The organism is Peteryoungia rhizophila (assembly GCF_004912145.1).
In the GTDB taxonomy this organism is placed as follows: domain Bacteria; phylum Pseudomonadota; class Alphaproteobacteria; order Rhizobiales; family Rhizobiaceae; genus Allorhizobium; species Allorhizobium rhizophilum.
The window spans coordinates 704,140-715,997 of sequence record NZ_STGT01000003.1 but is presented as its reverse complement, the minus strand read 5'-3'; the positions used below and the strand labels follow the sequence as shown (position 1 = coordinate 715,997).

Sequence of the window (11,858 nt, the reverse complement as noted above, 5' to 3'; positions counted from 1 at the left end):
TAGGGTGAGGGGCAAAAGCCGCGAACACCGTTCTAAGCCGTAAGTCCAATCAATCTCACCGCTGCTTGATCGCCCAGCCCTCGCGGCTGCCGAGCACCGTCACCGCATCACCGACCCGCACCAGTCCCTCGCCACGCGGTACCGCATTCCAGCCGAACAGCACCCCCGGCACGCGCCGGTCTGCGGACATCCTGAGACGTCCCATGGCGGGCATCGGATTGGCACCTTCGCGAGATCCCGTGTGCTGGTCCTGCGTGGTCATGATGCAGCGCGGGCAGGGCTTGACGAAATCGAAGCGGATGCCGCCGATCTCGAGGCCGGTCCAGGCATCCTCCGCCCAGGGTTCGTCGCAGTCGACGACGATATTGGGGCGGAACCGGTCCATGCCGACTTCGCCTTCGCCATGCCGGGCCATGTCCTCGTTCAGGGCACGCAGCGAACCTGTCGTCGTCACGAGGATCTGGTAGCCGTCGGCAAAACCCATCGGCGAATTCTCGCCCGCCCATTCAGCGCTCGCCGTACGGTGGCTCTCACCATCGAGGAAGACCAGTTTGACTGCCCGCCCGAACCACTCTGAAAGCTTCGCATTGACGCTCTCATGCGCGACGGCGGCGCTGACGATCGAGCGCCAGATCGCCACATCCATGCGGTTGTCCGGCTGCGGCGGCGCGACCATCATTTCGCTGATGTCATCCAGGCGCAGCGTCACATAGGCAGCTCCGGGCAGGGCTGTGAGGCGGGCAAGCTCCGGCAATTCCCGTTGGGTGATGAAGTGGCCGGAAGGGTCGACCAGCATCATCCGCCGATCGCCGGAAAGGCCCATGGTCTCGATCCGCGCCTGGGGCAGGGCAATGCCGCGGGCGCTCTTGAACGGATAGATGAAGAGATCAGTGATCTGCATGCCGCACCTTCAAATTTCGTCGCGGAAAAGGGAGAGGAAAAGAGAGAGCCGCTCGTGCCGTTCTTTGGCGAGCTTGGCGCCCGTCTCGGTCTGAAAACCGTCGGAAAGCTTCAAGAGCTTGGCCGGAAAATGGTCGATCGCATAGGACCGGTCGTCGAGTGGACGGTTTTCGGCATCGGGATCGCCGGGGTGATAGAGCCCCGAGCCCATGCGGCCGGCGATGTAGAAACAGCGCGCCACGCCGACCATGCCGATCGCATCCAGCCGGTCGGCATCCTGCAGCATCTTCGCTTCCAGCGTTTCTGGCGGGATATTGGCAGAAAAGCTGTGGGTCAGGATGGCATGGGCAACGGCGGCAATCTTCTCGTCCGGCCAGCCGAGACCGGCGAGTATGCCGCTCGCCTTCTCCGCCGCGAGCCGCGACGCCTGGGATCGAAGCGGCGAGCTCTTTTCGACCGCGACGCAGTCATGCAGCAGCACGGCCGCCGCAAGGATCTCCGAGTCGCCACCTTCTCCGGCGTGGATCTTCATCGCATTGCGGAAGACCCTGTGAATATGGGCGAGATCGTGCGACCCATCATCGCCTTCGGTTGCGTGGGGCAGAAGTTCGAGGGCGAGCGCCTCATGGCGCGCGAAATCGGCGGCAGTGAGAAGGGCGGTCACTTTTCAGTCCCCGTTTCGGTTGGCCGGCATCTAGCCTTGCGGCAGCCCTCTGTTCAACCGGTTGCGCTCAGATCCCGGTCGGTTCCTCCTCCGGCTCTGATAGTTTGGCCGATACCGCCTTGCCGCTCAGGATCTTCTGATAAAACAGCCCGATGCCGATCAGCACGAAGCCGAGGCCGATGAAGGAGAGCGCACGCAGAACGCCTTCGAGGTTCGCCATGTCGATCAGGAAGACCTTGGCGACCGTGAGCATCACGATGACGGCCGAGGCGATCCGCAGGCTTCTGGCATCGAATCGCGAGCCGAGGGCGAGCAGACCGACGCCGATCGCAAGCCAGGCCACCGAATAGCTGTAGGTTTCGGCCTGCTCGAAGCCTTTCCAGTAGGGAATGAACTCGCCCTGCCAGAAGCGTCGGACCGAAAGCGTGACCCAAGCGAAACCGAGCACCGCACCGGAAAGTGCGAGCAGCACGACATAGGGCAGGGGCCGCTTGTCACGCGCATAAAAGGCAAGGCCGGCATAGGCGAGGCCGGGTAACAGATAGCCGATTAGGAGCAGGTTGATCAGCGGCCAGCTGCCGGTGCTCTCGCCGGTGAAATAGGGATTGAGCGCACCGAGATGCAGGCTCACCGTCTGCAGGATGGCAATCCCGCCCGCCACCATCGAACCGTAGCGGAAGACGGGGCTTGGCGATTTGAGGTCGAGCGTCATCAGGATGCCCGAGAGGCCGACGACCAGCAGCGTGTAGATCGATTGCTCTCCAAGCGTCGGCGCAGAAGAATCGAGCACGCCACCATTCATCGCGTGACGCACCAGGATGGCGATGGCGAGAAGGCCGAAGAGGCTCGCGAGGCCTTGCAATGCATTGCGAACCCGCTGGCCCGGCCAGTTGCGCAATTCATAGGCCGAGAGCAGGGCTAGCAGCGCCGGAATGCCATAGCCGGGAAGCAGCTGGTTAAGGATGGGCGTGCGCGACAGGGCATCGGAGCCCACCAGCGTCGGATCCCAGGCGATGCGGAACAAGACGCCGGCCAGTGCTGCCACCATGATCCAGGGCAGGCCGCTCCAGGAGCGCCAGCGTGTCGCCATCAGATAGGCGAAGCCGAGCAGGGCGAGCAGGATCGTGGTGACGATCCCGTCGGTCAGGGCATGCAGCGCAAGCGCAAAGGCCACGAAACTGCCGAGGAGAAGCAGGTCAAGGCCACGGCGAAAGGCGGGCAGCGCGCCCTGGCGGTGAAGGTACTCGCAAGCCGCGAGCAGCACGGCGCCGAGACCGATGGCGAAGAGGCCATGCGTCCAGTCGCGGGCGTAGACGCCGTAGAAGACGAAGGTGATCGTTGCGAGTATCACCGGAAGCACGGCCGCAATCGCAGCCCAGATGGTCGAGAACAGCGGATCGGCTTCGAAGCGACGCCGGATCTGGGCGAGCCCGAGCAGCACGATGACTGCGGCAAGGCCGAGGAAGATGAACATCACCGGACCACCGAGACTGAATATGGCGTCCTCGTCCCAACCGAAGCCCAGCAGTGCAACCTGGGCTTGGGCGAGCAGGCCCGTCTTTGCCACCGCGCCCAGCAGAGCCCCGACGCTCGCGAGAGCGGTCGGCCAGAAGGCGCCACTCCGGGCGCTGCCAGCCGCCGCGAGCGACGCGATCAGAGCGGCGAAAGCGAAGAGCGGAAATTGGTCCGTCGGTCCCCGATCAAGCATCACGAGTGCTGGCAGGAGAACGGCGAGCGAAAGGGTGATGTCGAGGCCGAGCGGTCCGGACGCCATGCGCCGGCCGAGTGCTTCCAGGGACAGTGGCGCCCCTTGTTCCTCGCCGTGGTCAGTCCTCGTCCCGGGCCAGATCAGCATCCAGGCGGCGATCATGGCGATCAGCGATAGAGCGATGGGCGTGATGTCGGCCGAATCGATGAGCGCGATGAGGGCCCAGATGCCCAGCAGGGACTGCGCGATCGATGGCACGATCAGCCAGCCCTTGATGCGTGACGCGAGCGCCGTCGCAACCTGTGCGACGGTCAGGAAGATGAACAGGGTCCAAAGGCTCGGGGCATTGGTCGAGATCAGCAGCGGCGTGATCATCGAGCCTGCAAGCCCGAGCCCAGCTAGCGCCTGCCCGTGCAGAAGCGAGAGGCCGAGTACGCCGAAGGCTGTGAGCGCCAGAAGCAGGAAGGCGAGTGTCGGCCCTATGAACTCGTAGATGCCGTGGGCCGCATAGATGGCGCCGAACAGCGAGACCGCGCCGGCTGCGGTCAGGATGCCGGGCACCATGGCATTGGCATAAAGCGCCTCCGCCTTCGGCAGCGCCTTGCGGCGGATGAGGTCGCCGACCGCGATCAGGGCAAGGCCGAAGAGCGCGGCAAGCGTAAGACGCACACCAGGGCCGAGTAGTCCGCTTTCGATCGAATAGCGCACGAGGAAGACACCGCCGAGCGCGAGCGCAAGACCGCCGGCCCAGACCGCCCAGCGCGCGCCGAGCAGGTTTTCGAGGCTTTCGGCGGGCGCCTTGCTGTCCTGACGCGCAGCCACCGGGAGCAGATCGTCGCTCTTCTCCGCAACGGAGGCCGGTTCGCTCTGTCGCGGAGCGCCATCGATGAGCGGCTCTTCGCTGACGGTCGGCGCGGCTGCATCGAGCGGGAGTGCCACCTGCTCCGAGCCGGCCTGCGAATTCTCGACGGCGAGGCTCGCCGGTTCGCCAACCGATCCGCCGAGCCGGAAGAGTTTCTCCCTGACTTCGCCGAGTTCCCTCTCAAGCCGATCGATCCGTTTGGTCGCACCTCGGTGGATGATGAAGAGAACGCTGATCAGGATCAGCGGCAGCAGTTCGAACATATGGCCTCACAGCACCTTGCGGAAGGAGCGCACAAACTAACGCTTTTCTCGGCCAGGGAAAGCGTTCTGCATCACGGCGCGACCAGTGCGGGTGGCGCGAGCGGTGAGATCTCTGAAAACCTTCCTTGCAATCAGCCCTGAAAATTTCTACATCGACTCTACCGGCAGCCGCCGGTTTTCTTTGGCGCTTATTATGCTCGAATTGAGCATAATCAATGGAGGAGATGGCCATGGAAGCGCAGCACCTGCCGCAAACCCGCCCCGCGATCCGCACCGCAGCCGAGCGTTTCGGCGTCTGGGAACGCCCGGATCTGACCTATTCGCCCGCCGTGGCGAAGGAGACCGAGCACCTCTACGAGCGCGTCCGCGATTTCATCCCGGCGATCGAATGGCCGATCTTTGCACCCTACATCCACGCCATCAACCGGCTGAAAAAGGAACGCGGCGCCGTCATTCTCGCCCACAACTACCAGACGCCGGAGATTTTCCACTGCGTCGCCGACATCAAGGGTGATTCGCTGCAGCTTGCTCGCGATGCCGTCAGCGTCGATGCCGAGATCATCGTCCAATGCGGCGTTCATTTCATGGCCGAGACTTCGAAGCTGCTCAACCCGCAAAAGACGGTCCTGATCCCCGACGGCCGCGCAGGTTGCTCGCTGTCGGAATCGATCACCGGCGCCGATGTCCGCCTGCTGCGCGAGCGCTATCCCGGCGTGCCCGTCGTCACCTATGTGAATACCTCCGCCGATGTGAAGGCAGAGACGGATATCTGCTGCACTTCGGCCAATGCCGTCGATGTGGTCAACAGCTTCGACAGCGACACCGTGCTCTGCATCCCCGACGAATATCTGGCGATGAACGTCGCCAATCAGACGCACAAGAAGATCCTGACCTGGAAAGGCCATTGCGAGGTGCACGAGCGCTTCACGGCCGACGAACTCTTGGAATACAAGAAGGCCGACCCGCGCATCGAGATCGTTGCGCATCCCGAATGCCATCCGAGCGTGCTTGCGGTCTCCGACTTTGCCGGCTCGACGAAGGGCATGATCGACTACGTCAAGACGAATCGGCCGGCCCGCGTGCTGCTCGTCACCGAATGCTCCATGGCCTCCAATATCCAGGTCGAGCTGCCGGAGGTCGATTTCGTCAAGCCGTGCAACCTCTGTCCGCACATGAAGCGCATCACCCTGCCGAAGATCCTCGACAGCCTGCTCTTCATGACGGAGGAAGTGACGGTCGATCCGGCGATCGCAGACCGCGCGCGGCTTGCGGTCGAGCGGATGATCAATCTGAAGAATTGAAATACCGGCCGGCCGGGGAGGGCTGAATGGCGACCAACATCGAATCCATGCGGCCGCAATCCTGGCAGGGCATCGACGACATCGTTGTTGTCGGAGGCGGTCTCGCCGGCCTCTTCTGCGCGTTGAAGCTCGCGCCGCGTCCCGTGACGATCCTCGCCGCTGCCCCGATCGGGCAGGGCGCGTCCTCGGCCTGGGCGCAAGGCGGCATCGCCGCTGCCATGAGCCCCGGCGACAGCTTCGACAAACATTTGGCCGACACGGTTGTTGCCGGTGCCGGGCTGGTCGAGGAGAAGATGGCGCGGCTGATGATCTCGGAAGGGCCGGATCGCGTTCATGATCTGCTTGCCTATGGCGTGCCATTCGATCGAGATCTCGAAGGCCATCTTCTTCTCTCGAGGGAGGCTGCCCATTCCGAGCGGCGCATCGTCCGCGTCGCGGGCGACCGCGCAGGTGGCGCGATCATGGAGGCGCTGATTTCGGCCGTGCGCCGCACGCCGTCGATCCGGGTGATGGAAGGCTATGTCGTCGAGGAACTGATCGCCGAAGGCCGCTTCGTGTCCGGCGTCATTGCCCGACCCGATGCCGGCCAGTCGAAGAAGCGCGTGGCCTTTCCGGCCCGCGCCGTCGTTCTCTGCTCCGGTGGCGTCGGTCATCTCTACCAGGTGACCACCAATCCCGCCGAAGCGCGCGGGACCGGCGTCGGCATGGCCGCCAAGGCAGGCGCCGTGATCGCCGATCCGGAATTCGTTCAGTTTCACCCGACTGCCATCGACATCGGTCAGGATCCGGCGCCGCTGGCGACCGAAGCCCTGCGAGGCGACGGCGCGGTTCTCGTCAACAGGGCCGGCCATCGTTTCATGACCGACCTGCATGCCGATGCTGAACTCGCCCCCCGTGACATCGTCGCGCGCGGTGTCTTTGCCGAAGTGGCGGCCGGTCGCGGCGCCTTTCTCGATTGCACCAAGGCGATCGGCAAGGATTTCGCCACACGCTTCCCGACCGTGTATGCCTCCTGCATCGCGGCGGGCATCGACCCTGTCACGCAAGCCATCCCGGTCGTGCCGGCGGTGCACTACCACATGGGCGGCGTGCTCGTGGATGCCGATGGCCGCACTTCGCTCGACGGGCTCTGGGCCGCAGGCGAAGTGACGTCCAGTGGTGTGCACGGCGCCAACCGGCTCGCCTCCAACTCGCTTTTGGAAGCTGTCGTCTTTGCCGGGCGTATCGCCGATTCGATCAAGGGCATGCTGCCGGAATCCGCCCTCTACGAATGGGGGGAGACGGCCGGCGAAAACGACGACCTCGTCACAGTGGAGGACAGTCCCGAAATGGCGACGCTCCGCGGTCTGATGAGCGCCCATGCCGGCGTCATCCGCGACGAGGCGGGCCTCAAGGTTCTGATCCGCGAACTGGTCGGGCTGGAGCGCAAGCGTCCGCGCGTGCGCTTCTCCAACATCACGGCAACCGCCAAGCTGATCGCCGTCGGCGCCTATCTTCGCACCGAAAGTCGCGGGGCCCATATGCGTGCCGATTTCCCGGTGCCGCAGGAAGCACTTCGCCACCGCACGTACCTGACGCTCAAGGAAGCGAACCGCATCGCCGCCGAACTGGCCGGCTGAGGAGAACATGCCGATGACCAAGAGCCTGCGCCCGCAACTCTCGCCGCTGATGATCGAGGATCTCGTCCGCAACGCCCTGCTGGAAGATCTCGGCCGCGCCGGCGACATCACCACCTATGCGACGATCGGCTCGGAGAAGACGGCGACGGCAGAGCTCAACAGCCGCGAGCAAGGCGTGGTCGCCGGATTGCCGCTCGCCGAGGCCGCCTTTCGTCTGGTCGATCCTTCTGTCCGCTTCGAAGCGCTTGTAAGGGATGGTGACGCCGTCTCCCCCGGGCAGGCGATCGCCCGCGTCTCCGGCAATGCCCGTTCGGTGCTGTCGGCCGAGCGCGTGGCCTTGAATTTCCTCATGCATCTCTCCGGCGTCACATCTTACACGGCGCGTTTCGCCGCTGAGATCGCCCATACGAATGCGCGCGTCACCTGCACCCGCAAGACCCTGCCGGGTCTGAGGGCGGTCGAGAAATATGCCGTACGGCTGGGTGGTGGCTCCAACCACCGCTTCGGGCTGGATGATGCGATCCTGATCAAGGACAATCACATCGCGGTTTCCGGCGGCGTGGCGTCCGCGGTCCATGCGGCCCGCGCCTATGCCGGTCATCTCGTGAAGATCGAGCTGGAGGTCGATGGCCTCGACCAGATGCGCGAGGCGCTGACGGCACGGCCAGACGTCATCCTGCTCGACAACATGGGTCCAGACCAACTGCGCGAAGCCGTCGCGATCAATCGGCAGCATCATGAGTTGACCGTGGAGGGCTATGCATCGGATGTCCGCCGCGTCGTGCTGGAGGCGTCTGGCAACGTCAACATCCAGACCATCCGGGCGATTGGAGAGACCGGTGTCGACTACATCTCGACATCGAAAATCACCATGGCGGCCCCGACTTTGGACATCGGTCTCGATGTCGTGATCGGATAAGTCGGACAAAATCTGCACCTAGCTTTGCACTGCAGCAGACCCAGGCACCATCAACGTTCCTGAAAACTGATATAAGTCAATAAGTTGGCCCTATATCAGCAGATGCTTCGCTACTTATTACCCCTGATTCCTGGTTTTTGACCGTGAATTTCGAATCTCATACCCCGGTGATCAAGGTTTCGGGCGGGTATCAGGGTGCGAAATCTGGGCGTTGATACGTAAAGCGTGGGGGTTTGCATGCCGACGATGACTTTGTCGCCAGATAGCGTGAGCGATGAAAGAACTTCAATCGTGAATGCTTCAAAATCGCGGTCCAGTGCTGCGGTTGACCTTGCGGAACGCGAGGCAGGGCTTTCCACTTCCGCGGAAGCCGGGCCTGCGATGACCGAAGACGACACGGTCTGCGTCCTCGCGGTTCTCGCCGAAATGCAGCGCATCATCGACAGACATCTGGAAAAGACGGGACAGACGCAGCCGAAGAGCTGACCCTGTTGCCTCTCCTCTACCCTCAATCTTGAGCGACGGCTGTGGCGGCGGCCGTGGCTCAGGCTTCCTTCGCCCGAGCGTCGACGAAGCGTTCGGGCAGGGCGACCATTTGCGGCGTGCCGTGATAGGTCACCTGCGGGAACGGGATGGAAATCCCGTTCTCGTCGAAGGACTTCTTCACCTTCTTGATCATCTCGCGTGACGTCGGCCAGAAGTTCGAGGCCGCCGTCCAGTACCAGAGCGTGATCACCACCGCGCTGTCGCCCAGCTGATCGACATGAGTGGAAATGGCAGGATCCTTGAGAACGCGCGAATCGGCCTCGGCATGATCGCGCATGATCTTCTCGGCCAGATCGATGTCGTCCTCATAGCCGATACCGACCTTCAGCTCGAAACGACGTGTCGGCAGCCGGCTGAAATTGGTGATCGGCACATTCCAGAGCGTCGAGTTGGGTGCCAGTCGGTAAAGGCCGTCAGGTGTCTTGAGTTCGGTGGCAAAGAGGCCGATTTCGACGATCGTGCCCGAGATATTCCCGGTATCGATGTATTCGCCGACCCGGAACGGCCGCAGCACCAGAAGCATGATGCCAGCGGCGATGTTCTGCAGGGTTCCCTGCAGTGCGAGCCCGATCGCGAGGCCCGCAGCACCCAGCGCCGCGATGATGGAGGCGGTCTGCACGCCGAACTGGCCGAGCACAGTCACGAAGACGAGAATGAGGGCGCCATAGCGTACGACGGTGGCAAAGAAGCGCGCGAGCGTCTCGTCGATGCCGCGAATCCTGCTCAAGCCAGTATGGGTCCAGCGGCTGAGCAGGGCTGCCAGCCACCAGCCGATGAAGAGAAGAAAGAGAGCCCCGACAATCGAGAAGGAATATTGGACGGCGAGCTGGCTCGCCTGTGCCAAAGCCGCCTGTGTCGCGAGGATCGCCTCATTCGTCTCGAATTCCATGCCGTCATGCTCCCTGACTGTTGGTCTCAAGGGCTAGATGGAGCAGGTCGGGAAGAGGTCAACCGCTGGTACGCCCACCAACCTTTAGGCCGGGGGCAGGACGTTCTTCGAGCACCTTGCGGCGAAACCGGAAGAGAGCGGCGGGGCGCCCACCCGTCGCGGCCTCGGTCGAGCCGGTCGGCTCGACGAGTTCCGCACCATCGACGAGGCGCCGAAAATTTTGCTTGTGCACATGCCGACCGGCAATCGCCTCCACAGTCCCTTGCAGGTCGGTCAGCGTGAATTCCGGCGACATGAGCTCGAAGATCACGGGGCGATACTTGATCTTGCTGCGTAGCCGCGCGAGTGCGGTTGCTGCGATCCGCCGATGGTCGTGCCGCATCGGTCGGCCGAGCGCAATCATCGTCCGGAATCGCTCGGTCCGACCGTCCTGGACTGCCTCCTCGACGAGCCCGGCCTCGTAGAGCAGTTCGTACCGCTCGAGCACGCGCTCTTCGTCGAAGGGGAAGTCGTCGAGGCCGAAGGCGAGTTTCAGACGCGAGCGGCGCGAGGCGGAGGCCGGCGAAGGTGCTTGATCGGCCCAGATATGGAGCGCCGGCAGGATGGCCCCGTCGAGCAGCGCCGGGCGCCCCTGCCGCCAGTCTTCCCAAGGCAGATAGCCATACCAATCCCGCCAACGGGCACCAGAAAGCTCCAGCTTCGCATCGCGGTCGCTGTCGAGTCGTGTCAAAGCCAGATAACCGACCGAGACGACATGCGGACCCTGATCGCCGGGCATCTTGTGGCGGCCACGGTCGCCGAAGGTGTAGAGCTGTTCGATATAGCCGAGCTCCAGCGCGGTCTGCGCCTCGACGGTATGGCGCAGCGACATTTCCATGGTCCGGTGCCGGTTCGGATCGAAGGGGCCGAAGGGCAAGGCATCGAGCGCGTCGCCATCCTCGCCGACGACGAGCAGGCGCGGCGTACGGGCACTGATCGCGACGATCGCAGCGTTGAGGCCGATCTCGATCTCCGCCGGTGCCGTCATGGCGCTGCGGGCTCGCGGGCAGGCAGGGGCAAGGTGAAGGGCGTGTTGCCGTCGGCATCGGCGCCACGCCCAAGAGCCTTGACCGCTTTTGTGAACCGCCCGTCGCGCCCGAGCATCTCGTCGCCGATCTCGACGAGCCGGATGTTCGGCGTGGCAAATGGCGAGGCCTCGCGCAGCCGCTTGGCCAGAGCGTCGTCGTCGTCATCGGGTGCCACGGCGAGGCTGGCGATCATCGCGGCCGCCGGCGAGCGTGAAACGCCCATCCAGCAATGCACGACGAGCGGAGAGGTCTGGTCCCAGGCTCGTGCGAACTCGATGATCTTGGCCACATGGGCCTCCTGCGGCGCGATCAGGTCACCCGTGCCGGCGAAGGTGATGTCGTTCATGGCGAGCTTCAGGTGGCGCTCGGCCGCGATCACTGCCGGCCGGTGAAAATCCTGGTTCGCTGCGAGCAGGCTGATCATCTCGCGCGCCTTGTGGCGGACGGCCATTTCGGCGATGCGGGCGAGCGGCGAAACGACGATCAGGCTCATGCGCGTGCCCAGGTCGTCGATTGCCTGTCAGCCTCGACTTCCTCGAAGCGTTCGAGAAACTTCGCCTGCGCCTGATAGGCGGGCAGCGGCTCGATCAGAATCTTGTCGCGGGTGAAGCCCTTGGGCTGCCCGAAGAATTTGCGCGCTTCTGCCTCGGCAAAGCCAGCGAGCACCGTTGCCTCGAAATAGGCGGCGATCATGTCGGCCTTCTTGATCAGGTCTTTCAAGGCCGCCTTCGGATGCGCCGGTAGGCCGAAGCGCAGATGGATCGCCGCCTCCAGCCGCTTCTCCACCAACTTGTAGCCGCCGCCGACAACGGCCTTGAAGGGCGAGATCATGTCGCCGATCACATATTCCGGTGCGTCGTGCAGCAGCGCGACCATCAGTTCATCCGATGTGGCCTTAGGATTGCAGCGCCGGAAGATATCCTCGACGATCAGGCTGTGCTGGGCGACTGAGAAGGCGTGGTCGCCCGAAGTCTGTCCGTTCCAGCGCGCCACACGGGCAAGGCCGTGCGCGATGTCGGTGATCTCCACGTCGAGCGGCGAGGGATCGAGCAGGTCGAGCCGGCGACCGGAGAGCATGCGCTGCCAGGCGCGGGCGGAAACGGGAGCCGCAGCGCCCATG

10 protein-coding genes are annotated in these 11,858 nt (G+C 63.8%); 3 read left to right on the top strand and 7 right to left on the bottom strand.

Going from position 1 to position 11,858, the window contains the following annotated elements:
- Positions 1–55: 55 nt before the first annotated feature.
- The 3 genes from E9677_RS14635 to E9677_RS14625 form a co-directional block, all read right to left on the bottom strand.
- Positions 56–901, bottom strand: coding sequence for an MOSC domain-containing protein (locus tag E9677_RS14635; protein WP_136558797.1), 846 nt, complete (start codon positions 899–901; stop codon positions 56–58).
- Between the two features lie 9 nt (positions 902–910).
- Positions 911–1,564, bottom strand: a complete 654-nt coding sequence (locus tag E9677_RS14630) for an HD domain-containing protein (RefSeq protein ID WP_136558796.1) — start codon at positions 1,562–1,564, stop codon at positions 911–913.
- Positions 1,565–1,631: 67 nt separating this feature from the next.
- A complete protein-coding gene (locus E9677_RS14625; protein ID WP_136558795.1) occupies positions 1,632–4,397 on the bottom strand; it encodes a DUF2339 domain-containing protein in 2,766 nt (921 codons plus the stop codon).
- Between the two features lie 230 nt (positions 4,398–4,627).
- On the opposite strand from E9677_RS14625, the gene nadA reads away from it, so the two are divergent.
- The 3 genes from nadA to nadC are packed head-to-tail and all read left to right on the top strand — an operon-like array spanning position 4,628 to position 8,236.
- The gene (gene nadA, locus E9677_RS14620; protein ID WP_235882957.1) at positions 4,628–5,698 is read left to right on the top strand and encodes a quinolinate synthase NadA; all 1,071 of its coding nucleotides are present in this window, start codon (positions 4,628–4,630) and stop codon (positions 5,696–5,698) included.
- A gap of 26 nt (positions 5,699–5,724) precedes the next feature.
- Positions 5,725–7,317 carry an L-aspartate oxidase gene (locus E9677_RS14615; protein WP_168801213.1) on the top strand — a complete coding sequence of 531 codons (1,593 nt, stop codon included), beginning with the start codon at positions 5,725–5,727 and terminating at the stop codon, positions 7,315–7,317.
- A gap of 13 nt (positions 7,318–7,330) precedes the next feature.
- The gene (gene nadC, locus E9677_RS14610) at positions 7,331–8,236 is read left to right on the top strand and encodes a carboxylating nicotinate-nucleotide diphosphorylase (protein ID WP_136558793.1); all 906 of its coding nucleotides are present in this window, start codon (positions 7,331–7,333) and stop codon (positions 8,234–8,236) included.
- A gap of 544 nt (positions 8,237–8,780) precedes the next feature.
- On the opposite strand, the gene E9677_RS14605 is transcribed toward nadC, so the two are convergent.
- Genes E9677_RS14605 through E9677_RS14590 form a run of 4 tightly spaced genes read right to left on the bottom strand, consistent with a single transcriptional unit; the run spans position 8,781 to position 11,857 of the window.
- Complete coding sequence (locus E9677_RS14605) at positions 8,781–9,671, bottom strand: mechanosensitive ion channel family protein (RefSeq protein ID WP_136558792.1); 891 nt, start codon at positions 9,669–9,671, stop codon at positions 8,781–8,783.
- A gap of 58 nt (positions 9,672–9,729) precedes the next feature.
- Positions 9,730–10,698 carry an NUDIX hydrolase gene (locus E9677_RS14600; protein ID WP_136558791.1) on the bottom strand — a complete coding sequence of 323 codons (969 nt, stop codon included), beginning with the start codon at positions 10,696–10,698 and terminating at the stop codon, positions 9,730–9,732.
- The gene (locus tag E9677_RS14595; RefSeq protein WP_136558790.1) at positions 10,695–11,231 is read right to left on the bottom strand and encodes a tyrosine phosphatase family protein; all 537 of its coding nucleotides are present in this window, start codon (positions 11,229–11,231) and stop codon (positions 10,695–10,697) included. Before E9677_RS14595 ends, E9677_RS14600 begins: the two co-directional genes overlap by 4 nt.
- On the bottom strand, positions 11,228–11,857 hold the full coding sequence (locus E9677_RS14590; protein ID WP_136558789.1) for a YfbR-like 5'-deoxynucleotidase: 630 nt from the start codon (positions 11,855–11,857) through the stop codon (positions 11,228–11,230). Before E9677_RS14590 ends, E9677_RS14595 begins: the two co-directional genes overlap by 4 nt.
- Between the last annotated feature and the right edge of the window lies 1 nt (position 11,858).